Origin of the sequence: Melittangium boletus DSM 14713, from assembly GCF_002305855.1 — a bacterium.
GTDB classification, from domain to species: Bacteria; Myxococcota; Myxococcia; order Myxococcales; family Myxococcaceae; genus Cystobacter; species Cystobacter boletus.
This window is the reverse complement of the sequence record NZ_CP022163.1, coordinates 2,135,350-2,159,317: the sequence shown is the minus strand read 5'-3', so window position 1 is coordinate 2,159,317 and position 23,968 is coordinate 2,135,350. Positions and strand designations below refer to the sequence as shown.

The 23,968-nt window shown below is 69.4% G+C and carries 23 protein-coding genes; 14 read left to right on the top strand and 9 right to left on the bottom strand.

Annotated features, from left to right (window positions below; translation table 11 throughout):
• The first annotated feature begins 6 nt into the window (after nucleotides 1-6).
• From MEBOL_RS08965 to MEBOL_RS08940, 6 genes are read left to right on the top strand one after another with little or no spacing between them, the layout of a single operon-like run.
• A complete protein-coding gene (locus MEBOL_RS08965) occupies nucleotides 7-873 on the top strand; it encodes a response regulator (RefSeq protein ID WP_095977027.1) in 867 nt (288 codons plus the stop codon).
• Nucleotides 870-2,075 (top strand): CheR family methyltransferase, encoded by a 1,206-nt coding sequence (locus MEBOL_RS08960; RefSeq protein ID WP_095977026.1) that lies wholly within the window; start codon nucleotides 870-872, stop codon nucleotides 2,073-2,075. Before MEBOL_RS08965 ends, MEBOL_RS08960 begins: the two co-directional genes overlap by 4 nt.
• Nucleotides 2,072-2,617, top strand: a complete 546-nt coding sequence (locus MEBOL_RS08955; protein ID WP_095977025.1) for a chemotaxis protein CheW — start codon at nucleotides 2,072-2,074, stop codon at nucleotides 2,615-2,617. The genes MEBOL_RS08960 and MEBOL_RS08955 overlap by 4 nt, the downstream gene beginning before the upstream one ends.
• On the top strand, nucleotides 2,607-4,775 hold the full coding sequence (locus tag MEBOL_RS08950; protein ID WP_095977024.1) for a hybrid sensor histidine kinase/response regulator: 2,169 nt from the start codon (nucleotides 2,607-2,609) through the stop codon (nucleotides 4,773-4,775). The genes MEBOL_RS08955 and MEBOL_RS08950 overlap by 11 nt, the downstream gene beginning before the upstream one ends.
• Nucleotides 4,772-5,842, top strand: coding sequence for a chemotaxis protein CheB (locus MEBOL_RS08945; protein ID WP_095977023.1), 1,071 nt, complete (start codon nucleotides 4,772-4,774; stop codon nucleotides 5,840-5,842). The genes MEBOL_RS08950 and MEBOL_RS08945 overlap by 4 nt, the downstream gene beginning before the upstream one ends.
• 28 nt (nucleotides 5,843-5,870) lie before the next feature.
• Nucleotides 5,871-7,460, top strand: coding sequence for a methyl-accepting chemotaxis protein (locus MEBOL_RS08940; protein WP_095977022.1), 1,590 nt, complete (start codon nucleotides 5,871-5,873; stop codon nucleotides 7,458-7,460).
• Nucleotides 7,461-7,544: 84 nt separating this feature from the next.
• Here the strand turns inward: MEBOL_RS08940 and clpA are convergent, their stop codons facing one another.
• The 4 genes from clpA to MEBOL_RS08920 all read right to left on the bottom strand — a co-directional run bounded on the left by clpA (nucleotide 7,545) and on the right by MEBOL_RS08920 (nucleotide 11,393).
• Nucleotides 7,545-9,854 carry an ATP-dependent Clp protease ATP-binding subunit ClpA gene (gene clpA, locus MEBOL_RS08935; RefSeq protein ID WP_095977021.1) on the bottom strand — a complete coding sequence of 770 codons (2,310 nt, stop codon included), beginning with the start codon at nucleotides 9,852-9,854 and terminating at the stop codon, nucleotides 7,545-7,547.
• 4 nt (nucleotides 9,855-9,858) lie between these two features.
• Entirely contained in the window at nucleotides 9,859-10,185 is a 327-nt protein-coding gene (locus MEBOL_RS08930) for an ATP-dependent Clp protease adaptor ClpS (RefSeq protein WP_095977020.1), read from the bottom strand.
• Nucleotides 10,186-10,359: 174 nt separating this feature from the next.
• A complete protein-coding gene (locus tag MEBOL_RS08925; RefSeq protein WP_095977019.1) occupies nucleotides 10,360-10,800 on the bottom strand; it encodes a hypothetical protein in 441 nt (146 codons plus the stop codon).
• A 23-nt stretch (nucleotides 10,801-10,823) separates the two neighbouring features.
• Nucleotides 10,824-11,393, bottom strand: coding sequence for a DUF2378 family protein (locus MEBOL_RS08920; protein ID WP_095977018.1), 570 nt, complete (start codon nucleotides 11,391-11,393; stop codon nucleotides 10,824-10,826).
• 187 nt (nucleotides 11,394-11,580) lie between these two features.
• Here MEBOL_RS08920 and MEBOL_RS08915 point away from each other — a divergent pair, with 187 nt between their 5' ends.
• The gene (locus tag MEBOL_RS08915) at nucleotides 11,581-12,144 is read left to right on the top strand and encodes a NifU family protein (protein ID WP_095977017.1); all 564 of its coding nucleotides are present in this window, start codon (nucleotides 11,581-11,583) and stop codon (nucleotides 12,142-12,144) included.
• Nucleotides 12,145-12,257: 113 nt separating this feature from the next.
• Entirely contained in the window at nucleotides 12,258-13,019 is a 762-nt protein-coding gene (locus MEBOL_RS08910; RefSeq protein WP_218920946.1) for a class I SAM-dependent methyltransferase, read from the top strand.
• Here the strand turns inward: MEBOL_RS08910 and MEBOL_RS08905 are convergent.
• Complete coding sequence (locus tag MEBOL_RS08905; RefSeq protein WP_095977016.1) at nucleotides 12,997-13,881, bottom strand: ferredoxin reductase domain-containing protein; 885 nt, start codon at nucleotides 13,879-13,881, stop codon at nucleotides 12,997-12,999. The genes MEBOL_RS08910 and MEBOL_RS08905 overlap by 23 nt on opposite strands.
• A gap of 87 nt (nucleotides 13,882-13,968) precedes the next feature.
• Between MEBOL_RS08905 and MEBOL_RS08900 the strand changes: the two genes are divergently transcribed.
• The gene (locus tag MEBOL_RS08900; RefSeq protein ID WP_245919575.1) at nucleotides 13,969-15,105 is read left to right on the top strand and encodes a THUMP domain-containing class I SAM-dependent RNA methyltransferase; all 1,137 of its coding nucleotides are present in this window, start codon (nucleotides 13,969-13,971) and stop codon (nucleotides 15,103-15,105) included.
• Between the two features lie 9 nt (nucleotides 15,106-15,114).
• On the opposite strand, the gene MEBOL_RS08895 is transcribed toward MEBOL_RS08900, so the two are convergent.
• From MEBOL_RS08895 to MEBOL_RS08885, 3 genes are read right to left on the bottom strand one after another with little or no spacing between them, the layout of a single operon-like run.
• Nucleotides 15,115-16,716 carry a sensor histidine kinase gene (locus tag MEBOL_RS08895; RefSeq protein WP_095977014.1) on the bottom strand — a complete coding sequence of 534 codons (1,602 nt, stop codon included), beginning with the start codon at nucleotides 16,714-16,716 and terminating at the stop codon, nucleotides 15,115-15,117.
• An 11-nt stretch (nucleotides 16,717-16,727) separates the two neighbouring features.
• Nucleotides 16,728-17,627 (bottom strand): TIGR02266 family protein, encoded by a 900-nt coding sequence (locus MEBOL_RS08890; RefSeq protein WP_095977013.1) that lies wholly within the window; start codon nucleotides 17,625-17,627, stop codon nucleotides 16,728-16,730.
• Nucleotides 17,628-17,662: 35 nt separating this feature from the next.
• Nucleotides 17,663-18,034, bottom strand: a complete 372-nt coding sequence (locus MEBOL_RS08885; protein WP_095977012.1) for a response regulator transcription factor — start codon at nucleotides 18,032-18,034, stop codon at nucleotides 17,663-17,665.
• Nucleotides 18,035-18,166: 132 nt separating this feature from the next.
• On the opposite strand from MEBOL_RS08885, the gene MEBOL_RS08880 reads away from it, so the two are divergent.
• On the top strand, nucleotides 18,167-19,555 hold the full coding sequence (locus MEBOL_RS08880) for a M20/M25/M40 family metallo-hydrolase (protein ID WP_095977011.1): 1,389 nt from the start codon (nucleotides 18,167-18,169) through the stop codon (nucleotides 19,553-19,555).
• 64 nt (nucleotides 19,556-19,619) lie between these two features.
• Nucleotides 19,620-20,105 (top strand): FKBP-type peptidyl-prolyl cis-trans isomerase, encoded by a 486-nt coding sequence (locus MEBOL_RS08875; protein WP_095977010.1) that lies wholly within the window; start codon nucleotides 19,620-19,622, stop codon nucleotides 20,103-20,105.
• A 3-nt stretch (nucleotides 20,106-20,108) separates the two neighbouring features.
• Here the strand turns inward: MEBOL_RS08875 and MEBOL_RS08870 are convergent, their stop codons facing one another.
• Nucleotides 20,109-21,308: a small ribosomal subunit Rsm22 family protein gene (locus MEBOL_RS08870; RefSeq protein ID WP_095977009.1), complete on the bottom strand. Its 1,200-nt coding sequence runs from the start codon at nucleotides 21,306-21,308 to the stop codon at nucleotides 20,109-20,111.
• 62 nt (nucleotides 21,309-21,370) lie between these two features.
• Here MEBOL_RS08870 and MEBOL_RS08865 point away from each other — a divergent pair, with 62 nt between their 5' ends.
• Genes MEBOL_RS08865 through MEBOL_RS08855 form a run of 3 tightly spaced genes read left to right on the top strand, consistent with a single transcriptional unit; the run spans nucleotide 21,371 to nucleotide 23,965 of the window.
• Nucleotides 21,371-22,366: an ABC transporter ATP-binding protein gene (locus MEBOL_RS08865; protein ID WP_095977008.1), complete on the top strand. Its 996-nt coding sequence runs from the start codon at nucleotides 21,371-21,373 to the stop codon at nucleotides 22,364-22,366.
• Nucleotides 22,363-23,166: an ABC transporter permease gene (locus MEBOL_RS08860; RefSeq protein ID WP_095977007.1), complete on the top strand. Its 804-nt coding sequence runs from the start codon at nucleotides 22,363-22,365 to the stop codon at nucleotides 23,164-23,166. The genes MEBOL_RS08865 and MEBOL_RS08860 overlap by 4 nt, the downstream gene beginning before the upstream one ends.
• A 4-nt stretch (nucleotides 23,167-23,170) precedes the next feature.
• A complete protein-coding gene (locus MEBOL_RS08855) occupies nucleotides 23,171-23,965 on the top strand; it encodes an ABC transporter permease (RefSeq protein WP_095977006.1) in 795 nt (264 codons plus the stop codon).
• Nucleotides 23,966-23,968: the final 3 nt, after the last annotated feature.

The window sequence follows — 23,968 nt, the reverse complement described above, 5'->3', positions numbered from 1 at the left end:
CGAGCCGTGAGCCTCCCGTCCCTGCTCCTTGTCGACGACAGTGATGCCATCCTCGCGCTCGAGCGCGCGATCCTCTCCGGCCATTACGCCCTGAACACGGCGAGCAATGGCCGCGAGGCGCTCGAGAAGGTGGTCCGAGTCCAACCCGCCGCCATGTTGTTGGACCTGTCCATGCCGGAGATGGACGGAGACGAGGTGCTCAAGCGGGTGAAGGCGGACCCCGCCACCGCGGACATCCCCGTCATCATCATCTCCTCGGAGACGAGCCGCGCGGAGGCCTGTCTGTCGCTGGGGGCCGAGCTCTTCCTGTCCAAGCCCTTCCGGGCGGACGAGCTGTTGAGCGCGGTGGAGAACGCCCTGCAGAACGCACGGCGCCGGGCGCGGGCGGGCTCCATGGCCCTGTTGCGTCTGGGCGTGGGGGGCCTGGAGTTCGCCATTCCCCTGGAGGGCGTGCGTCAGGTCATCCTCCAGCCGGCCACCCGGCCGCTGCCCCTGGGGCCGGGTTACATCTCCGAGTTCTTCGAGCTCAAGGGCCAGCCGGTGTGCGTGCTGGACCTGGCGCGCCGCCTGGAGGTGGGCCACAGCGAGTCCATCGAGGAGCGCAAGCTGGTCATCCTGGAGATGGACGGGGTGCAACTGGCGCTGAGCGTGGACGCGGTGCAGGACCCCGAGGAGTATCCGGCCTCGGACATCGAGCCGCGGGAGCGGGTGGGCGGCACGGGGCATGGCCATCTGCGCGACGCGCTCGTGGGCATGCTGCGCGCCGGAGGCCGTCCGGTTCCCATCTTCGATCCCAAGGCCTTCGCCACGCAGGAGTTGTTGCGCGAGGCGGTGGACTTGCTGCGTCCGGAGAAGCTGGAGCGCAGCGCATGAGTTCGCAGGTGGAGTCGCTACAGGTGCTCGCCCGGGCGCGAGAACTCGTCGCGTCATGTACGGGGTTCCGGGACACGGCCATCTCACCCACGGCGGTGGATCGCGTGGTGCGCGCGGAGCTCGCGCGAGGCCGTTCTCCCTCGGAGCTGATGGCGGAGATGCAGCGGCCGAACGCGCCCCTGGCGCGGGCGCTCCTGGACGCGGTGCTGGTGGGCGAGACGTACTTCTTCCGCCACCCGGAGCAGTTCCGCTTCCTCGCGGCCGAGGTGGTGCCGTCGGCGTTGCGCCGGGGCTCCCTGCACCTGCGGGGCTGGAGCGCCGGGTGTGCCTCCGGTGAGGAGACGTACTCCATCGCCGCGTGCCTGCTGAACACGGTGACGCCGGGGGTCACCGTGGAGGTGCTCGGCACCGATCTGCACGAGGGCCGTCTGGAGTACGCGCGCCGGGGCGTCTATGGCAACTGGTCGCGCCGCGAGGCCGGGCCGCTGCTCTACCCGCTCTACCAGGAGGTCGCGGACGGCCGGGTGAGTGTCATCGACTCCGTGCGCGCCGTCACGCGCTTCGCTCAGACGAACCTGCTCGAGCCCCTGGCCGAGATGTACGGCCAGTTCGACGTCATCTTCTGCCGCAACGTCCTGACGTATTTCTCGCAGGACGCGGTGACCGCGGCGCTGGGCCATCTGGCGCGCGCGCTCGTGCCGGGCGGCCACATCCTGCTGGGCACGGTGGAGGTGGATCATCCTCCCGAGGGTCTGGTGCGCGTGGGCCCGCCCGAGTTGCAGGCCTTCCGCCGCCCCTTGCCCAACGCGCCGCCGCCGCCCAGGCCCACGCCGCCGCCCGAGCCTCCCAAGGTCGTCCGCGCGCCCCCTGCGCCGCCCGAGCCGCCCAAGCCGCCGCCCTCGCCCATTCGCCTGCACACCGACGCGCTCCAGCGCATCGAGGGGGGCGACGAGGCCGGTGCCGCCCACACGCTCGAGGCCTTGCTGGAGCAGTTCCGGGACTATCTGCCGGGCATGTTGGAGCTCGCCCTGCTGCGTGAACGGGCTGGATCCCGCGAGGCGGCCTTCGCCCTCATGCACTCGGTGCGGGACAGTGCCGCCCGGCTTCCGCCGGATCAGATCATCGAGGGGCCCGAGCCTCTTCCGGCCCGCTTCTACCGGGCGTCCGCTGACGCCTTCCTCACGTTGGGATCCATCGAATGACATCCACCACCCGAGGCCCCGAGGAGGTGCAGGATCAGGAGGTCCGCACCCTCCTGGAGGAGCGCGCGTCGCGTCTGCGCGGGCGCTCCGAAAGCTCCACCGATGAGACCGTGCTCATGGTGGCCGAGTTCCCGCTGGGCGAGGAGCGCTACGCGATTCCACTGGGCTCGTTGCGCGCGGCGCTGCCCCTGCGCCTGGTGACGCCGGTGCCCCTGTCCCAGCCGCACGTCATCGGCGTGCTGCGCTACCAGGGCCAGGTGCTCGCCGCGCTCAGCCTCGCCGCGCTCCTGGGCGGCCATGGTTGGCGGCAGGATCCCGCCGTGCTCCTGGTGGTGGACCGTGGCGACGGGGAGCTGTGCGCCCTGGACTGCGAGGCCATTCCCCGCCCGCTGAGCATGTCCGCCGCGGCGGTGGAAGCGGCGCGGACGCACTCGGAGGGCCCGGTGACCGAGGTCATGGTCCCCGGCTCGCGACAATTGATTCACCTCATCGATCTGCCGCGCCTCTTCGCGGGCGCCGTCGGGGTACGTAATGCCGGTTGACCCCATGCTGCAAAGCCTCGTGGCGGGCTTCTCGTCCGAGGCACAGGAAGTCTGTCAGAAGGTCACCATGGACCTTCTGGAGCTGGAGCGAGAGGGTCTCGACAACGAGGCCCTGGGCAAGGTCTACACGCGGCTGGCGCGTCACCTGCACACCCTCAAGGGCAGTGCCGCGAGCCTTGGTCTGCAGGACCTGAGCTCCATCGCCCACAAGCTGGAGGATGCCCTCGCGCCGTTGCGCAAGGACATCAAGCCCATGCCGCGGCCGATGGTGGACATGCTGCTGCATGGCCTGGACCTCTTCCTGCTGCGGGCGCAGGCCCACGCGGATGGCCGGGGAGACGCGCTGCCGGATCCCACGGCGGCCCTGGCCCAGCTCGTGGCGGATGCGCCGCCTCCGGAAGAGGCGGCGGGCAACAAGGTGGAGTTCCCGTCGGCTCCCGCGGCCGCTCCCTCGGCCGCCGCGCCGGTGTCGGCTCCGGTGCATGCCGCGTCCCAGGCGAGCTTCGTTCAGGAAGAGGACGCGGACGCCGGCTGGCGCGTGGCTTCCCACCAGGTGACGGCGCTCATGCGCGAGGTGGAGCGTCTGCGCGAGTTCCGCATGCGCCTGGAAGACCGTCTGCGGGACATCTCCAAGGCGGTGGACCTGCTGACGGCGCGCGAGCTGCTGGCGCCCACGGCCCGAGCCCGCGCGATGCTGTCGGCGGTGACGGCCGGTGTGCGCTCGGACGGCCACGAGGCCTCGGACATCGTGGACAGCCTGGAGGAGGGCCTCAAGTCCATCACCACGCGTCCGGTGCGCACCATCCTCGAGCCCCTGCAGCGCATGGTGCGCGACCTGTCGCGCCAGCTGGGCAAGGCCTCGCGCCTGTCGGTGGTGGGCGCCGAGGTGTCGCTGGACCGCCGCCTGCTCGAGAAGCTCCGGGGCGCGATGGTGCACCTGCTGCGCAACGCGGTGGACCACGGCATCGAGATGCCCGACGAGCGCGAGCGCGCGGGCAAGCACCACGAGGGCGCGCTGACCCTGCGCGTGGAGCAGCAGGGCAACATCCTCTTCCTCGAGCTGAGCGACGACGGCCGCGGCGTCGATGCCGCCCAGGTGCGTGCGTCCGCGGAGCGCAAGGGCCTCATCACGGCGGATGAGGGCGCGCGCATGCACGAGACGCAGATTCGCGACCTCATCTTCCGCCCGGGCTTCAGCACCCGCACGGACGTGACCGACACCTCGGGCCGCGGCGTGGGCCTGGACGCCGTGCGCGCCGCCGTGGAGTCCATGCAGGGCCGCATCGAGGTGGTGAGCACCAAGGGCAGCGGCACGCGCTTCATCATCACCATTCCCATGGAGCTGGGCAGCTCGCCCGTGCTCACGGTGCGCGCCATCGACGCCAACGTGGGTCTGCCCATGCTGGCCGTGGAGTCCACCCAGCTGGCCACCCAGGAAAACCTGCGCATCGGCCGCACCAAGACGCAGCTCGACTACAACGGCCAGCTCGTGCCGGTGTCGGACCTGGGCGCCCGCCTGGGCCTGCGCGCCTCGGCGCCTCCCTCCGAGGGCCAGCCGCTCATCATCGTGCAGAGCGGAGGCAAGCGCATGGCGCTCGCGGTGGACTCGGTGGTGGGTGACCGCGACCTCGTCATCCGCCCGTTGCCCGCCGAGGTGCGCGACGTGCCCTCCTATCAGGGCGCGGCCATCCTCAGCCGTGGCGAGCTGTTGCTCATCCTCCGCCCCGGCTGGGTGGTGACGGATTCCGCCCCCCAGGCGGTGTCCATGCCGCAGAGCCGCCGGGCCCTCGTGGTGGACGACTCGCTCACCGCTCGCGCACTGCATCGCGCCATGCTGGAGGCCGGTGGTTTCACCGTCCACCTGGCCGCCAGTGGCGCGCGCGCCCTGGAGCGTTTGCAGACGGAAGAATACGACGTGATCATCTGTGACCTGGAGATGGAGGAGATGAACGGCACCGAGGTCATCGCCCGGCTGCGCGCTCAGCCGAACACCCGGCAGATTCCGGTCATCCTCGTCTCGGCCAACGACAGCGCGAGCGCCCGTTCGCGCGGTCTGGCGGCCGGAGCGGATGGCTACCTCAGCAAGCGCGAGTGCGCCGCGGGCCGTCTGCTCTCCGAGGTGCTCGACGTGATGAGCCGTAGGGGGGCCCACGCATGAGCGACGGAAAGCAACTCATTCGAGTCCTGGTGGTGGATGACTCCCCCACCATGGCCGAGGCCGTCAGCACCCTGTTGACGGATGACCCGCGCATCGAGGTGGTGGGCCGCGCCAACACGGGCAGCCGGGCGGTGACGCTCGCGCGCCTGCTGCGCCCGGACGTCATCACCATGGACCTCCTGATGCCGGACCTGGACGGTCCGGCCGCCATCGCGGCCATCATGGCCGAGGCTCCCGCGCGCATCCTCGTGGTGAGCGCCGTGGCGGACCAGCGCAACCTGGAGGTGTGCTTCCAGGCCATGAGCGCCGGCGCCCTGGAGCTCATCGGCAAGCCGTCCGTCGCCAGTGGCGAGGAGCTGCGGCGCTGGGGCCGGCAGCTGGTCGAGTCGGTGTGCTTGATGGCGGAGGTGCCGGTCATCTCCCGGCGCCTGCGGGTCTCCAGCCCGCCACCGCCCGTGTCCGGCGCCCGGGTGGACATCCTGGGCCTGGCCGCCTCCACGGGAGGTCCTCCCGCCCTGTCGGAGGTGCTCTCGCGCCTGCCGACGGACCTGCCCGTGCCCATCGTCATCGCCCAGCACATCACCGAGGGCTTCACCCCCGGCATGGTGCGCTGGCTCTCCCAGGTGACCCAGCTCAAGGTGGTCATCGGCCGGGAGGGCGAGCGGCTGGAGCCCGGCAAGGTCTACTTCCCCTTGGACGGGCATGATCTGACGATCGAGGGCACGGGCGTCATCCGGCTCACGCGTACGCGGGGCGGACCGTGCCCCTCGTGCGACCTGCTGTTGTCCTCGCTGGCTCGCACCTATGGCAGCCGCGCGGGCGGCGGCGTCCTCACCGGCATGGGAGAGGATGGAGCCCGGGGATTGTTGGACATCCGCAAGGCTGGAGGGGTGACGTTCGCCCAGGACGAGGCGACGAGCGTCGTCTTCGGCATGCCGCGGGTGGCCCTCGAACTCAAGGCGGCGGACCGGGGTGTTCCCCTGTCCGCCATTCCCGACATCATCCGCATGAGCTGCCGTCGCGGCCCCATGCCCATCCGCCCCTCGGGTCCCGAGGGTGTCGCTTGATTCTCCCTTTCTCCGCTGAGGAGCTTTCGTGAGCCCCCACGCACCTGCGAACCAATCCATCGGTATCGGTCCCAAGTTCGTCTTCGTCACCGCGGCCGTCAGCGTCGCCATCGCCGTCCTGCTGTCCAGCGTGGCCACCCAGCGGTTGCGCTCGGGCCTCGTGGAGAGCACCGTGCGCGAGGGCAGGGTGTACGCCAACGGCTTCTTGACCGCCGCCGAGCGTTCCTCGTCCGATGCGTCCTCGCTGCAGTCCCTGGTGGACTCCTTCCGGAGTTCCGAAGGGGTGGCCTATCTGTACGTGGTGGATGGTAACAACAACGTGCTCGCCCACTCCCTCATCGGCGAGTTTCCCCAGGGCCTGCTGAACCTCAACGCCGTGTCGGCCGAGGGATTGAGCCCCGGTCAGGTGAAGGTGCTGCCCCAGGCGGATGTGAGCCTCGACGGCAAGAAGGTGCCCGTGGCCGACGTGGCCGTGTCGCTGTCTGGTGGCCGCGTCGGCGTGCTGCACGTGGGCGTGAAGCACGAGAATGTGAACACGCAGGTGGGCGAGCTGGGCCTCACCCTGGCCATGATCGGGCTGCTCCTCGTGCTCGCGGGCGTGGGGGCGGTGTACTTCCTCAGCCGTTCCATCGTGGGTCCGCTGCGCGAGCTCACCGATGTGGCCGCCCACATCGTCGACTCGGGTGACCTGACCCGTCCCGTGCAGGTGACCGCCGCGGGCGAGGTGGGCATGCTCGCCAACTCCTTCGCGCAGATGGTGGAGCGTCTGCGCTCGGTCGTGCAGAACCTGCAGCAGGCCTCCGAGGCCCTCAACGCCTCCACCGAGCAGCTCAACGCCTCCTCCGCCGAGCAGTCGCAGACGGTGGCCCGCCAGGCCTCCGCGCTCCAGGAGACGCAGGTCACCGCCCAGGAAATCCGTCAGACGAGTCTCCTGGCCGCCCAGAAGGCCGACGCGGTGCTCTCCGTGGCCGAGCGCGCCGACGAGCTGAGCCGCACGGGCGAGGAGGCCCTGGAGCAGACGCTTCAGGGGCTCAACGACATCCGCTCGCAGGTGCAGGAGATCGCCCAGAAGATCCTCGAGCTGGGCGAGCGCACCGTGCAGATCGGCAGCATCACCCAGACGGTGAAGGACCTGGCCGACCAGTCCAACATGCTCGCGCTCAACGCCGCCATCGAGGCGGTGCGCTCGGGTGAGAACGGCAAGGGCTTCGGCGTGGTGGCGCGTGAAATCCGCGCCCTGGCCGACCAGTCCATCGAGTCCACGGACCGCGTGCGCGAGCTGCTGGACGATATCGGCAACTCGGTCGCCATCGCCGTGCGCTCCACCGAGAAGGGTCAGCAGCGCATGGAGGCGGGCCTCGAGCAGGTGCGCACCTACGGCAAGAACCTGCGCGAGCTGTCCACCATCAACCAGGACAACGCGGCCGCCGTGCGGCAGATCGCCGCCGCCGTGGGTCAGCAGAACGTGGGCATCAACCAGATCACCACCGCGGTGAGTGATCTGTCCAAGATGATGGACGAGACGGTGTCGCGCATCGGCGCCACGGGCGAGGCCGCCACCACGCTGCAGATCATCTCGGAGCAGCTCGGCAGCGCGGTGAAGACCTACCGCGTGTAGTCTCACCGCCATCCGCCGGATGGACGAAGGGCCAGGGGAGGGGAAACCCTCCGCCTGGCCCTTGGCGTTTCCAGTCCTGGCGTCTCAGGCCACGGCTTCGGGCTTGGGCGTGGCGACGGCCTGGAGCTTGAGGCCCTCGCCCTCCACGTCGAAGCGCGCGGTGCCCCCGTCCTTGAGGTCCCCGAAGAGCAGCGCCTCGGCGAGCGCCTTCTTGAGGCTGTTGTCCACGAGCCGGGCCATGGGCCGCGCCCCGAAGGCGGGGTCGTACCCGTTCTCGGCGAGCCAGGCGCGCGCGGCGGGCGTCAGCTCCAGCTTCACGCGCTTCTCCTCCAGCATCTTCTGGAGCAGGCCCACTTCCTTGTCCACCACCTTGAGGATGATGTCCGGCGGCAGTCCCGAGAAGAGGACCCAGCCATCCAGGCGGTTGCGGAACTCGGGGGTGAAGGTGTTCTCGATGGCCTTCTTCGCGCGCAGCGAGTCCACCGTCGTCTGCTTGTCCCCGAAGCCGATGGACTTGGTGCTCATCTCCCGCGCGCCCGCGTTGGTGGTGAGTATGAGGATGATGTTGCGGAAGTCCGCCTTGCGGCCGTTGTTGTCCGTCAACGTCGCGTGATCCATCACCTGCAGGAGGATGTTGAAGAGGTCCGGGTGGGCCTTCTCGATCTCGTCCAGCACCAGCACGGCGTAGGGGTGCTTGCGCACGGCGTCGGTGAGCAGGCCTCCCTGATCGAAGCCCACGTAGCCCGGAGGCGCGCCGATGAGCCGGCTCACCGTGTGCTTCTCCGAGTACTCGCTCATGTCGAAGCGCAGGAACTCCACGCCCAGCACCTGGGCGAGCTGCTTGGCGAGCTCCGTCTTGCCCACGCCCGTGGGTCCGGAGAAGAGGAAGCTGCCGATGGGCTTCTCCGGCGCGCGCAGGCCGCTGCGCGCCAGCTTGATGGCGTCCACCACGGACTTGATGGCCGGGTCCTGGCCGAAAATCACCCGCTTGAGCTCGGGCTCCAGGTTCTTGAGCTGCACGCCCTCGCTGGCCGTGACGCTCTTGGCGGGGATCTTCGCCATCTTGGCGATGACGTTCTCCACGTCGGTGACCGTCACCTGGCCGGTGCGCTCACCCTCGGGCTTGAGCCGTTCGGCCGCGCCCGTCTCGTCCACCACGTCGATGGCCTTGTCCGGCAGGAACCGGTCATTGATGTGCTTGGCGCTCAGCTCCGCCGCGGCGCGCAGGGCGTCGGCGGCGTACTTCACGCCGTGGTGGTCCTCGTAGCGGCTCTTGAGTCCCTCGAGGATGAGCAGGGTGTCCTCCACGGAGGGCTCGCCCACCTCGATCTTCTGGAAGCGCCGCGACAGGGCCCGGTCCCGCTCGAAGGACGCCTTGAACTCCTGGTACGTCGTGGAGCCGATGCAGCGCAGCTTGCCGCTGGCGAGCGCCGGCTTGAGCAGGTTGGAGGCGTCCATGGAGCCGCCGCTCGTGGCCCCCGCGCCGACGATGGTGTGGATTTCATCGATGAAGAGGATGGCGTCCGGGTGCTCCTTGAGCGCCTTGAGCACGCCCTTGAGCCGCTCCTCGAACTGGCCGCGGAACTTGGTGCCCGCCAGCAGCGCGCCCATGTCGAGCGAGAAGATGGTGGCGCCCTTGAGCACCTCGGGCACCTTGCCCTCGTGGATGTGCAGCGCGAGTCCCTCCGCGATGGCCGTCTTGCCCACGCCCGTCTCGCCCACGTAGAGCGGGTTGTTCTTGCGGCGCCGGCAGAGCACCTGGATGGTGCGCTCCAGCTCCTTCTGCCGACCGATGAGCGGATCGATCCGGCCCTGCTTCGCCTCCTCGTTGAGGTTGGTGGTGTAGGCCTCGAGCGGGCTCTTGCGCGTGCCGCCCTCGCCCTCCTCGTCATCCCCGGCGGGAACGCCGCGCGGCGCGCCTTCCGCGGAGCCCTCTCCGGAGGACTCGCCGTCCTTGGAGATGCCGTGGGAGATGAAGTTGAGCAGATCCAACCGGGTGATGCCCTCCTGCTGGAGCAGGTAGAGCGCGTGGCTCTCCTCCTCGCGGAAGAGCGCGACGAGCACGTCTCCGCCGTCGATGTACTTCTGCTCGGCGGACAGGGCGTGCATGGCGGCGCGGTGCAGCACGCGCTCCACGCCGATGGTCTGTTGCGGTTCGGCGTCCACCCCCTCGGGCAGGCGTTCGACCGTCTCCTCCAGGAAGGACTCCAGGCGCTCCTGGAGGCGCTTGACCTGCGCTCCACAGCTCTTGAGCACTTCCCGCGTGCGGGTGTCCTTGGTGAGCGCGAGCAACAAGTGCTCGAGCGTCAGGTACTCGTGACGCATCCGGCGCGCCTCTTCGAGCGCGGTGCGGAAGCTGTCCTGCAATGCCTTGGCGATCAGCGGTCCTGCCACGGTCTCAACCTTCCTCTGGTTCCATCGAGAGACGCAGCGGGAAGCCATTCTCCCGCGCCGCCGCCTCCACGGTGCGTACCTTCGTTTCAGCGACCTCGTACGTATAAACGCCCGCCACTCCGAGGCCGTTGTAATGAACGTGCAGCATGATCTGCACGGCATCCGACTCCGATTTGTGGAAGACCTCCCTGAGGACGGCCACCACGAAGTCTCGCGTCGTGTAGTTGTCGTTGTGTAGGAGCACCTTGTAGAGCGTGGGCCGCTTGAGCTTCTTCTGCGGCACCGTCTCCGTGACGACGTTGGAATCCGGATCGGACTTCTCTCGTGCCATGCGCTTCCTCTAATGACCAGGAGGCGCGAAGGGCCCCCTGCTCGCGAAACTGTTCTGGCCGCTCGGGCACCAGGCGAGCACCTGAGGCCGGGCGGGCTTCCGGGGGGAGTCGGCTCCCGGCCAGGGGGCAGCCTATAACGGCCGGAGGGCGCGCCCGCCAATCCTCGCGGACCCCTAGCGGCCCCGGGTGAGTTCCGCGGCGAGGAAGCGGCCGACTTCCACCAGTCCCTCCTGGGCGCGTTGTCGGCCCTCGGGAGACTCCATCACCCGGCGCGCGGCCTCGCTGGCGGTGCCCGCCTCCAGGTCCGCGAGCACCAGGAAGGCGCTCCACCCGGCCGTCACCTCCACCACCCGTCCGGGGCGCTGGGGCCGATCCTTCAGCGTCGTGGCCACCTTCTCCAGGAGTCCGTCCTCGTTGAGCCGCTTCGTCTTCGCCTTCATGGCCACCCACGCCTCTTCCAGCAGCGAGGGCAACAGCCGGCCGCGGAGCGCGTGGGACAGACGTTGGGCGGCTTCCTCCTCGTCGAGGTGATGGGCGCGTGAATAGGTGGGCACGAGCTTGGCCACCACCACGGGACGCGTGGCGAGGTGGGCCAGACGGGGAGGGTAGGCCATGGGCTCCTTCTACCAGCGGACCGCTACCAGCGGACGAGGAGGCGGAAGCCCTGCGGGGAGCGGTCATCCACGTGGATGATGGGCTGCACATGGGCCCGCTCCAGTGCCACTTCCATCGAGCCGGCCACGAACTCCGGGCGGTTGTGCACATCGGAGATGCAGACGCGCCGCTCGCGGTCGTTCAGGACGACGAGCTGGAACTCGATGTCCGGCCGGCCCATCATCGCGAAGTAGCGCGGCAGCCGCTCCATCACCCGCGCCGGGCCAATCATCGGCAGGGCCACCGCGGCCACCCGGCCCACGAGCGTTTCCGAGAAGCCCTCGCACAGCTTGCGGCCGAGCAGCCGGTGTGCGTCCGCGTCGTTCAGCTCTCCGTAGACCATGCGCCTGGCCTGGATGACACACCGCTTCCACACCCCAATGGGGTAGTCCATTTCGGGGCAGCGGGGGTCGTACCCCTCCGCGACCAACGCCCGCGCCAGCGCTCCGTGAGGCGCCAGCCCCCGGATGAACAGCCCCTCGAAGACACTGGAGGGGACGCGCGGCTGCGCGAACGAGCTGGCGGTTCCCACCCGCAGGCTTGGGCTCTCCATGGCGGCTCTCCCGGGCTGCTCGTCTACTAGGCACTCCCAGCTTAGCACGCCTGCTCGGTCTACCACCCAAATCGGGTAAAATTATAATTGTCGGATAAGAGAACTTGCGGGGAGTGGGTCCGTCCATCACAGGCGGTTGCCTCGCGGGGGCCAAGGGCTTAGAGGAGGGGGAAACGGAGATCTCTACATGTCGGTGAACATCCAGCTCGAGTGGACGCCCAACCCCAGCACCCTGAAATACGTGGTGGACCGGCGGCTCGTGTCGTCTGGAGCGGTGAGCATCACGAGCATGCAGGCGGCGGAGGAGAAGTCGCCGCTGGCGCTCAAGCTCATGGGCATCAAGGGCGTGACGGCGGTGATGGTGGGCAGCAACTTCGTCACCGTGACCAAGGGGGACGAGGGCGAGTGGGACGAGCTGAATGACGCGGTGATGGCCACGCTGGACGAGCACCTGGGCGCGGGGCTTCCGGTGGTGAACGAGGAGGCGATCGCGGCGGCGCGCACCCAGGCGGCGGGCGCGGGTGGCTCGGTGGAGGCGCGCATCCAGGAGATCCTGGACGCGGAGATCCGCCCGGCGGTGGCGCAGGACGGCGGAGACATCACCCTGGACCGCTTCGAGGAGGGAATCGTCTACCTGCACATGAAGGGCTCGTGCGCGGGCTGCCCCTCATCCACGGCGACCTTGAAGATGGGCATCGAGACGCGGCTGCGCGAGCTCGTGCCCGAGGTCTCCGAGGTGGTGTCCGTCTGAGGCGGCAAGTCAAAGGCGCCCAGGTCAAGCGCGAGCTCCTGCCGGAGCAATCCCGGGAGCTGCTGCGCGAGCTGCACCTGCTCACGCGCGAGGGCAACCTCAACGCGGACACGCTGCGCAAGCTCAAGCAGGTCAACCACCTGGTGGGACTCTTGCGGCCCGCGCTGGAGGACATCCAGGGCCGCCACGCCTCGCCCGTGGTGGTGGACGCGGGCAGTGGCAACGCGTACCTGGGCTTCATCCTCTACGAGCTCTTCTTCAAGGACGCCGAAGGGGGCGTCGTGCTCAACGTCGAGGGGCGGCCGGAGCTGACCCAGCGGGCGAAGGAGCGCGCGGCGCGGCTTGGCTTCGGGCGGATGGAGTTCCAGACGGCGCACCTGGAAGGGGCGGTGTGGCCCGAGCGCATCCACCTGCTCACCGCGCTGCATGCCTGCGACACCGCGACGGATGACGCCCTGGCGGTGGCCGTCCAGAAGGGCGCGGACCACGTGGCCGTGGTGCCGTGCTGCCAGGCGGAGCTGGCCGTGCAGCTCAAGGAGAGCAAGGCGGCGGTGGATTCCACGCTCTCGCTCGTCTACCAGCACCCCTGGCACCGCCGGGAGTTCGGCAGCCACCTCACCAACGTGCTGCGCGCGCTGACGCTGGAGGCCTTCGGCTACCAGGTGACGGTGACGGAGCTGACGGGCTGGGAGCACTCGCTCAAGAACGAGCTCATCCTCGGCCGGCGCGTGCACCGCGACAACCGGCAGGCCCGCGCGAAGCTGGAGTCGCTGCTGGCCACCTACGGGGTGCGGCCCAAGCTCACGCGGCTGCTCGGCGTGGAGCCCGCGGGCGGCGCGCCCACGACGGCGGTCACCCGAACGCCTCCCGTTTGATGCGCTTGTCGTCCACGCCGAGCGTGTGGAGGTGGCCGAGCACCGTCTCCATGAAGCGCGGTGTGGCGGGGGTGCGCGTCTCCAGGGATTTCTTCCGATCCCACGGGGTGATGGCCGGGCCGCACACGTAGACGAGGCAGGTGGCGCGCTCCGGGATGAGCTCCTCCAACAGGGCCTCGTCCACCCGGCCCTTGCGCACGGTGGCGCCGTAGCGCGACTCGTCCGTTTCCCGGGTGAGCGTGTGCAGCACGCGCAGCCGCTCGGGATGGGCGCGCTCGAGCGCTTCCAGCTCCTCGCGGAAGAGCGTGTCCGCCCACGTCTTGTTGGAGCACAGGAGCGTGTGGCGCGGGCGCAGGCCCCGGTGAAGCGCGTCCTTGATGAGGCCGAAGTTGGGCACCGCGCCCGAGCCGGCGATGAGGTGGACGATGTGGTCCGTGCGCTCCTCCACGTCGTCCGGCAGCACGTAATGCCCCATGAAGCCGAGCACCCGGAGGCGCGAGCCCGTCAGGGGCGCGTGGACGAGGTAGGGCGAGAGCAGGGGTGGATAGAGGGTGACGCCGGAGATGTACTCCTCGTCCTTCACGGTGATGGAGACGAGGGGTTCGTGCGGCGCGGAGGCGAGCGAGTACGAGCGCGCCGTCTCCTTGCGCCCCTTCTTGTCCTGGAGCCAGGCGGCCGTGCGGCCCAGGGCGCGGAACTGGTGCGGATCCAGGTTGATGAACTGGCCGGCGCGGTAGGCGGGCCGCTCGGGGCCGAAGTCCAGCGACAGGGTGACGGTGTCGGCCGTCTCGCGGCGCACTCCGGCCACCGTGACTTCGTACTCGAGCGGACGGTTGCGGGCGTTCGTCGCGACTGCACTCAAGGGCCACTCCTCTCCGCCCTCCGGGAGCGCTTCCTGGAAGAGGAAAGCATTGCGGCCGGGCGCCGTGCGCGGACAATGCCTTTTCAGATGGCGAACGTCCAACAGAGGGAATGCGTCTTCATCCCGGCGCTGCCTGGCCTGGAGCCGGCCCTGGCCGAGGAGGCGGAGGCGTGCGGCTGGTCTCCCCAACGGGTGGACGGCGGCGTGGAACTCACGGGGGCGCCCGGGCTGCACCAGGAGGCGAACCTGCGCCTGCGCACCGCGAGCCGGGTGTGGCTGCGGCTGGGGCGCTTTCCCGCTCCGGACGCGGGGGCCCTGACGAAGGGGCTCGCGGCGCTCCCCCTGGGCCCGGTGTGGAATGGCCGTGGCGCGCCGAGGCTTTCGGTCTCGCTGCATGGCGCGCGCTTTCCCGGGCCGGACGCGGTGCTGGCCGCGGCGGCTCGGGCCTGGGGACTGCCCTCGGTGGAGCGCGCGGGCGCCCTGGACGAGGAGGCGGCGGGCGATGGCCTCACCCTGCTCGTGCGGGTGGAGGGCACCACCTGCACGGTGAGCGCGGATACCAGCGGCGAGGCCTTGCACCGGCGCGGCTACCGGCAGGAGGTGAGCCGGGCGCCCCTGCGCGAGACGCTCGCCGCGGGCATCCTGGTGCTGGCCGGTTACGACGGCGTGGCGCCGCTGGTGGACCCGATGTGCGGCTCGGGCACCTTCCTCATCGAGGGGGCGTGGATGTCCCAGCGGCGGGCGCCGGGGCTCGCGCGCGCGTTCGCCTTCGAGCGCTTCCCTGGCTTCGACGCGGCGGCCTGGGCGGACCGGCGGGCCCGGGCGGAAGCGGAGGCCCTCTCCGCGCCGCGCGCGGTGCTGCGGGGCCATGACCTCAACGCGGGCTCGCTGGGAACGGCGCGGCGCAACGCGCGGCGGGCGGGAGTGACCCTCACGCTGGAGCGCCAGGACGTTCGCACGCTCGTGCTCCCCCGGGGACTCGCTCCCGGGTGGGTGGTGGCCAATCCTCCGTACGGCAAGCGGGTGGGGGAGTCGGAGGATCTCCCGGGGCTCTACCGCGCGTTGGGGAGGACCCTGCGAGGCTCCTTCGCGGGCTGGCGCGCCGCGCTGCTCGTTCCCGAGGACCCGGCGCTCCTCCGCGCGCTGGAACTGCCCGAGGCACGGAGCCTGGCGGTGCGCAATGGAGGCCTGCGCTGTCGCCTGCTGTTGATGTCCCTGCCGTGAGCCTCGCGGCTACGCCTGGGCTTGCGCTTCTGTCGTGGGCAGCCGCAGCTCGAAGCGCGCGCCGCCTCCGGGCCTCGGGCCCACGGTGACGGTGCCGCCATGGGCCACCACCACGCGCCGCACCACGGCCAGTCCCAGGCCGGTGCCCGTGGAGCGCGTGGTGAAGAAGGGCTCGAAGACGCGGTGCGCGTCCTCCGGGGAGATGCCGGGCCCCTCGTCCTCCACGGAGACCAGGACACCCTCGGGGCTGGCGCACACGCCCACCTTCACCTGGCTGTCGGGAGGGCAGGCCTGCACGGCGTTGCGCAGCAGGTTCTCCAGGGCGAGCTGCAACAGGAACTCGTCTCCCTGGAGCGTGGGCAGGTCCGGCGCTTCGTCCATGCTCACCCGGAGCGTGCCCAGCTGGTGGCGCTGGCGCAGGAGCTCCAGTGTGCGCCGGACCAGCTCGCCTGGGTGCAGCGGCCGGGGGCGGGGCTCCAGGGGCCGCACCACGTCCAGCAGATCCTTCACCATCACGTCCAGCCGCGTGGCCTCCTCCTCCAGCATCTCCACCGCGCTGCGCCCCACGGGCCCTAGCTTGTCCCTCTTGAGCACCGCCGCCGCGTTGAGGATGGCGCCCAGGGGGTTGCGCACCTCGTGGGCCACCACGCCCGCGGCCTCGCCCAGCACCGTCAGCCGCTCCTGGGCGACCAGCTCCGACTGCAACCGCGACAGCTCCGCCAGCCGTGCCTCCGCCCGCTGGTGATGGCGCACGTTCTCCAACGCCCCGCCCACCTGCCGCGCGAACAGCTCGAGCGTGGCCGCGCTCATGGGCGTCAACGTCGCGCCTTGCACGGAGAGGACTCCGTGGGGCTCGCCCTCGATGAAGATGGGCGCGTCCAGGGAGCGCATGATGGGCGCCTCATCCATCGGTGTCGCTGGCTCCATGTTCAGGAAGTGCTTGAGCATCCGGGGATAGTCGCTCCGGAAGGCCGCCTTGCGCCGCAGCCAGATCTCCTCGAGATGTGGCACGGCGGAGCGGGGGATGCGGATGTCTTGCAAGGGCAGGCCGAACAGCAGCTCATAGCCGGCCACGAGGGGGGAGGGCTGCCGCAGGGGCCCGTACTGGAGTTGATCGCCGGTGAGCAGCAGCGTCACCACGAAGAAGCCGTGCCGGTGGATCGCCTCGACCGCGGTCTCCAGGACGAGCTGTTCGTCGCGGCAGTGCACCAGCTCTCCCGCGGCCTCCACGAGCGATTCGGTGAGGCTCCGGGTGCTCTCCTCCCCCTCGGCGTCGAGCAGCATCAACACCGTGTCCTCGTGGCGCAGTCCCGCGCCCCGGCACATGCGAAAGGTGCGCTTCTCGTCTCCCGCCACGCGCATGCTCACCCAGTGCTGGTGGGGCCACTCCTCTCCCTCCGGGACCTGCCCGTGGGTGGGCTCCAACCAGGGCAGCGCATCCAGGGAGAAGCGCGCGAGCAGTATCAGCGGGGGCGTGGAGAGCACTTCTCCCCGGCTGACTCCCAACAGCGTGAGCAGTGCCGGGTTGGCGTGGATGATGCGCTCGCCACGGACCACCAGCACCGGGGCCGGAAGCCCATCGAAAGGCTGGTACTCGGCCGTCTCGGACAACGTCTGTCTCCTTAGCTGGACGAGGGCGGTGCCGCGGCGCGATTCGCGCGCAGGTACTCGTCGAGGAAGGCACGCTCCTCGGCTCGCAAGTCCGCCAGTCCCAACCCGTAACCGCGCGGCTGCTTGCCATCGTCGAGCGTGTACTCCCAGATGACCGAGCTGCGCAGCTTCACCTGACGTGCTGGCTGCTCGAAACTCAACACGAGATCCACCCGAGTCCCCAGCCGCAGGGGCCGGTGCGTGGGCAGGAAGAGCCCTCCGGACTGGAGGTTGATGATGCGATGGTCGGTGAAGATGCCCGTGTTGCGCGCGCTCACCCGTACTTCCACTTGCAACCGCTCGTTGCGAGTCTGCAGTCCAACGAACTCCTCGGCCGAATAGGTATAGGCCGGGGCCTGCTGGGCGGCGGCGGCCCGGAACGGAACCTGGGCGCCCGGAGCCGCGCGCACGACATTGGCGGCTCCGGGGCGCTGGCCTTCCGCCTCGCGCATGCGGCGCGCGAGCAATTCGAAGATGTCCGCGTTGGCTTGACGCAGCTCGGGGGGCATGTCGGCCCCGAGGTGTTCGGGCGAGAAGCGCCGGGCCGCCCGGAAGAAGGCGCCGCGCAACTCCTCGATCGGCGCGTCCGGCTTCACGCCGAAGAGCTGCCACGCGTTGAGCGGTTGCATCTGACGTAACTGCTGGCGCAGGCGCTCGCTCTGCTCCCTCGCGCTGACGGGAGGGACCGCCGCCGCGGCGCTCAGGAGGTCCTTCACCTCGGTGAACTGGGCGATGGGCTCCCAATTCTCTCCGTCACGAGACGCACGGGTGACTGCCTTGAGCCGTCCCGAGCTGATGAGCGCGCGAAGGGACTGCAGCGTCAGGGGCCCGAGGACTCGACCAATGGAATCTCCAATCCAGTAGTTCGACATGGGCTTTCCTCCGGGGGTGAGGGGTGGGGGGGATGTCAGTGGGCCAGGGCCTGGCGGATGGCGTGGGCGATTTCCAGCGGATGAAAGGGCTTGCCCACGAAGCCCACGGCCCCGGCGGACAGGGCCTGCTCCACCACCGGCTCGGCATCCATGCTGCTGATGATGAGCACGCGCGTGTCCGGCGAGGTGCGTTTGAGTGATTCCAGCACTTCCAGCCCACTGCAGCGGGGCATGAAGAGATCCAACAAGATGAGCGCGGGATGCTCGCGCTCGGCGACTTCCAACCCCTCGCGCCCGTCTTGCGCCTCGAGCATGCGCACCTCGAGTCCACTCGCGCGAATGGCGTCCTTGAGGAGGTTGCGCACGAAGCGATCGTCATCGACCAGCAGCAACGTCGGGGGGCTCATGTGGCGCCATGATAGGTCGTGCCATCCAAGAATGCCCGTGTCTCCAGGGAGTCCGCTGCGATTCTTCTGGAGGGCCGTGTGACGTTGAACGCGCCGTATGCCCACGAGGATGAAGTGGGTTAATGAAGCACCATGTCCACCGACAAGGCCTTGGCCCAATTCGATGCGCGCAAGAACAGCTACCTCGAAGATTTGAAGCAGCTGATCCGCATTCCCAGTGTGTCTTTCGAAGGTTTCGATCCCGCGCACGTGCGTGACAGCGCGGAAGCAACCGCCACGCTGTTGAAGTCGCGTGGCTTCGAAAACGTGAGGCTGTTGGAATTGCCGGGGGCGCACCCCTACGTCTATGGCGAGCGATTGAAGGCTCCTGGCAAACCCACGCTGCTGCTGTACGCCCACCATGACGTACAACCGGCGGGCAACGAGAGCGCCTGGAAGAGCCCGCCGTTCGAACCGCAGGAGCGTGACGGCCGCCTCTATGGTCGCGGGTCGGCGGACGACAAGGCCGGCATCGTGGTGCACACCTCCGCGGTGGATGCGTGGCTCCAGGGGGGCGGGGAGCTGCCGCTCAACGTGAAGGTCCTCATCGAGGGCGAGGAGGAAGTCGGCAGCGGTCACCTGGAGACGTTCCTGCAACGGCACAAGGAACTGCTCAAGGCCGACGCCATCGTGCTCACGGACACGACGAACTTCGACACCGGGCTGCCCTCCATCACCACCGCGCTGCGCGGCCTGGTGACGGTGGACGTGGAGGTGCGGGCGCTCAAGCAGGCGCTGCACTCGGGCATGTGGGGCGGGCCGGTGCCGGACCCGGTGATGGCGCTGTGCCGGATGCTCGCGAGCCTGAGCCACCCGGATGGGAGCATCGCCATCGAGGGCATCTACGACAAGGTGCGTCCGCTCACCGACGCCGAGCGCCAGAGCATCCAGTCGCTGCCGGGCGGCGACCCGGCGTACTTCAAGCAGCAGGCGGGGTTGGTGCCGGGCGCCGAGTTGCTGGGCGGACCCCACCCGTGGGAGACGAACTGGCGGCAGCCCGCGCTGGCCATCAACGCCATCGAGGCGAGCACCCGCAAGGACGCACGCAACATCATCTGCGACGCGGCGTGGGCCCGCGTGGGCATCCGCGTCGTCCCGGATCTGGACGGAGCGGACGTGCTCCGGCGCCTGGTGGACCACCTCAAGCAACGGGTGCCCTGGGGGCTGGAACTGCACATCAAGGCGGATCCGCCCTCGGGCCCCTGGTTCACGGACATCTCCCACCCGGCGTTCCAGGCCGCGTTCCGCGCGCTCAAGAAGGGCTATGGCACGGACCCGGTGGCCATTGGCTGCGGCGCGTCCATTCCCTTCGTGGAGCCGTTCGCCAAGGAACTCGGCGGCGTGCCCGCCCTGCTCATCGGCGTGGAGGATCCGTATACGAACGCGCACTCGGAGAACGAAAGCCTTCACCTGGGCGACTGGGACAAGGCGGTGCGCAGCGCCATCCACCTCTACGAGGAGCTGGCCCAGGCGCTGAAATAGCCTTCCCAACGCTCGCGCGCACATCCCACGGGCATGTGGGTCCGTCCTGCGTTACAAGGGCCCCATGAAAATCGCGAAGGACAGCGTTGTCGCCATCGAGTACCAGCTGCATCTGGGTGATGGGAAGATCGTGGACGAGAGCGAGCCGGGAGAGCCGCTCGAGTACCTGCATGGGCACGATGAGATCGTCCCGGGGCTGGAGCAGGCGCTCGAGGGCAAGGGCGCGGGCGAGTCCCTGAATGTCACCGTGGCGCCCAAGGATGGCTACGGGGACATCGACCCGGACGGTGTGGAGGAAGTGCCGCGCAGCGAGTTCCCGGAGGGCATGGAACTCAAGGCCGGTGCCATCCTCAGCGCCACGGACCCCGATGGCGACGAGGTGGACTTCCTGGTGAAGGAAGTGAAGGGCGACACGGTGGTCGTCGACTTCAATCACCCCTTCGCGGGCAAGACGCTGCACTTCGAGGTCACCGTGCGCAATGTGCGCGCGGCGACGAAGGAAGAGCTGGAGCACGGCCACGCCCACGGCGAGGACGGGCACGAGCACTGAGGTTCAGTGGCCCTCGCCCTGGCCTCCCTCGGGAGGCGGCGGGGGCTGCTTGGGCGCCGGAGGCACGGCCTGGCCGGGGTACGCCACGGTCTTCACCTCCGAGCGGTCGTCCAACGCGAGCCCGTCTCCCTTGGGCTCCGTGTTCGTCACCGAGATGACCTCGCCCCGCTTGAGCTTGAAGAAGCGCTGGTTGTGCTCGGTGCGGTGCTTCTCCTGCATCGCCAGGCCCATGCGGCCCTCGGGCCCGCAGCCGATGTAGCGCTGGCGTCCCTTGCCCTCGAGCGACTCGGACACGACGCGGAAGAGCCGATCCGGCCGGGGCTCGCTCCAGGCCTCGTCCTTCGGCGCGAGCACCAGGTAGCTCATCTTCAGCGATTCCTTGTGCAGTCCCGCCGCCCGGGCGATGTCCTCCACCACGCCGGGCATGGGCCAGTCCCGCTCGGCGTGGCACCAGTCGCTCTCCTTCACCAGCGCCGGACACGCACCCCGGTACAGGCACGGCGCGCGGATGGCGTAACCCTTGTCCACCATCACGTCGCGCACCTTGAGCAGCAGCCGGGACGTCTCGCGCAGCGCGGGCTCCAGGACGAGCAGGCTGCCTCCGGGCTTCACCTGGGCCAGCACCTGTTCGAGCAGCGCCGCGCGCGGCGCCACCGCCTCGTCCCCCACGCCGTACAGCTCGTTGAGGACGTGGCCCATGGTGACGAGGTCGTACTTGCCCTCGGGGAGCGGGGCCTTCTTGAGCGGATCCCACTCGCGCGTGGCGAGCGCTTCCCCCGCCTCGGTCGCGAGCGCCCGGGCGAGCGCCAGCGCGGGCTTGCTGCGGTCCGCGGCCGTCACCCCGGCGGCGCCCGCGTCCAGGGCGGCGAAGGCCACCGGGGCGGGGCCACTGCCCAGGTCCAGCACGGCGCGCGGCCGGCTCGGCAACTCCCCGAGCGCCTCGCGCGCCTGGGCATAGGAGACGGGCCAGTAGAAGAGCAGGTAGGCCCCGAGCAGCTTGGGGTCGTCCATGTACCGGGCCCCGGCGAGCTTCCGGTCGCGCGTGAGTCCGAGCGACAGTTGCTTCACCCCCGCGCCCACCTCCTTCACTTCCTGGGGGGTCAGCCGGGTCTCCGGTCCATCCCCGCGTCCTCGTGCCTGTCTCCAGACGGCGATGAGCCGCGGAATCCACCGTTCCAGGTCCTTGCCGTACGCGCCGCTCATCCCATCCTGCCTTCGCCACTGAAGGGTCGCCTCTGGAAGGCAACCGCGTTAAATCCCGTCCAATGATCACCGTTCGAGACCTGCGCAAGCACTATCAGGTCCACAAGCGTCCGCCTGGCCTCAAGGCCGCCCTCCGCTCGGTCTTCCATCGCACCTACACCGAAGTGAAGGCGGTGGATGGCATCTCGTTCGAGATCAAGCCCGGCGAGCGCGTGGGCTTCCTGGGCCCCAATGGGGCGGGGAAGACCACCACCCTCAAGGTGCTCTCGGGGCTGTTGCATCCGTCGAGCGGTGAGGTGGGCGTGGACGGTCATGTGCCGCGCCACCGTGAGGACGCGTTCCTCAAGAAGATCATGTTGGTGATGGGGCAGAAGCAGCAGCTCCTCTGGGACCTGCCCCCCTCGGAGACGTTCGAGCTCAATCGCGCCATCTACGACGTTCCCTCCGCCCAGTACAAGCGGACGCTGGACGAACTGGTGACCCTGCTGGAGCTGGGCGAGCTCATCGGCAAGCCGACGCGGCAGCTGTCCCTGGGCGAGCGGATGAAGTGCGAGCTGGCGGCGGCGCTCATCCACCGGCCCCAGCTGCTCTTCCTGGACGAGCCCACCATCGGCCTGGACGTGTCCATGCAGGCCACGATGCGCGCCTTCATCAAGTCCTACAACGAGCGCCACGGCGCCACGCTCATCCTCACCAGCCACTACATGGACGACGTGGCGGCGCTGTGCCCCCGGGTCATCGTCATCGACAAGGGGCAGTTGTCGTACGACGGGAGCCTGGACGCGCTGGTGCAGCGGGTGCGGCCGGAGAAGCGGGTGGTGCTGCGCCTGTCGCGGGCGGTGGACGCGGCGGACATCTCGGCGTTGGGCAAGGTGGTGGCGCATGACCAGGCGTCGGCGGTGCTCCAGGTGTCCCAGGACTCCGTCAACGCGACGGTGAGCCGGGCCCTGTCCCACCTGCCCGTGTTGGACCTGACGGTGGAGAACGCGCCGCTCGAGGAAGTCATGAGCGAGCTGTTCGCCGAGAACAAGGCGCACCGCACGGCGGTGAACGGATGAGCGCGAGGAGCACGCTGCGGGCCCTGCCCACGCTGCTGCGGGTGGGCACGTCCGAGGCGGTGGCCTACCGGGCGGAAATGGTGGTGTGGTTCCTGTCCACCACCATGCCCTTCATCTCCATGGCGTTGTGGACGGCGGTGGCGCGCTACTCGCCCGTGGGCCGCTATGACTCCCAGGACTTCGTGCGCTACTTCCTGGCCACCTTCTCGGTGCGGCAGATCACCGGCTCGTGGGTGGCCTGGCAGATGAACTACGAGGTGCGCCAGGGCACGCTGGCCATGCGCCTGCTGCGGCCCATCTCCCCGTTGTGGAGCTACGCGGCGGAGAACCTGGGCTACATGCCCCTGCGGCTGGTGATGGTGTTGCCCATCGTCCTCTTCTCGGTGGTGCAGCTCGGCGCGGGCTCGTTGCCCCGGACCGCGTGGGGCTGGCTCTTCTTCTTCCTGGCGCTGCTGGGCGGCTGGCTCATCACCTTCCTGGCCAACGTGGCCATTGGCACGCTGAGCCTCTACATCGAGAGCAGCAGCCGGTTGATGGACGTGTGGTTCGCGCTGTTCCTCGTGTGCTCGGGTTACCTGTACCCGGTGGAGCTCTTCCCCCCCGCGCTCAAGGGCCTCCTGGATTGGCTGCCCTTCCGCTACCAGATTGGCCTGCCGGTGGAGTTGATGACGAACGCGCACGGCCTGGGCGAGGCCCTGTCGCTGCTGGCGCGTCAGTGGGCGTGGGTGTCGGTGTTGCTGGTCGTGTCGCTACTGTCGTGGAAGCGGGGCCTCAAGCGCTTCGCGGCCTACGGAGGATAGGGGAATGTTGCGCCGCTACCTGCGCCTGATGGGAGTCCGGCTGCGCGCCTCCAGCCTGCTCGCCATGCAATACCGGGCGGATTTCATCGTGGATGGGATCATCTCCGTCTTCTGGATGATCACCGCCCTGGTGCCCCTGTTCGTCGTCTTCCAGAACGCGGGGCGGGACATCGAGGGCTGGAGCTTCGGCGAGTCGCTGCTGGTCATCGGTTGGTTCACGCTCCTGCAGGGCGTCCTGGAGGGCGCCATCAATCCGAGCCTCACGGGCGTGGTGGAGCACATCCGCAAGGGCACGTTGGACTTCGTGCTGCTCAAGCCCGCGGATGCCCAGTTCCTGGTGTCCACCGAGCGCTTCCTGCCGTGGCGCGCCACCAACGCCGTCGCGGCGCTCGCCATCTTCGGCTACGCCTTCCACCTGTTGGGGCGAGGCCCGTCGCTCGTGGGCCTGGGCATCTCGTTCGTGCTCCTGGGCACGAGCGTGTTGTTGCTCTACTCGTTGTGGATCCTCACCGTGTGCGCGGCCTTCTACGTGGTGAAGGTGGACAACCTGGGCTACTTCTTCACGTCCCTCTTCGACGCGGCGCGCTGGCCGGCCCCGGTGTTCCGCGGGGCCTTGTCCTTCGTCTTCACCTTCATCATCCCCCTGGGCGTGATGACGACCTTCCCCGCGGAGGCGATGCTGGGACGGCTTCCCTGGTCGTCGCTCGGGTGGGCCATCCTGGGCTCGTGCCTCTTCGCCTTCGTGTCGCGCCGGCTGTGGAAGCGCGCCATCGGCCGTTACACCTCCGCGAGCAGCTAATAG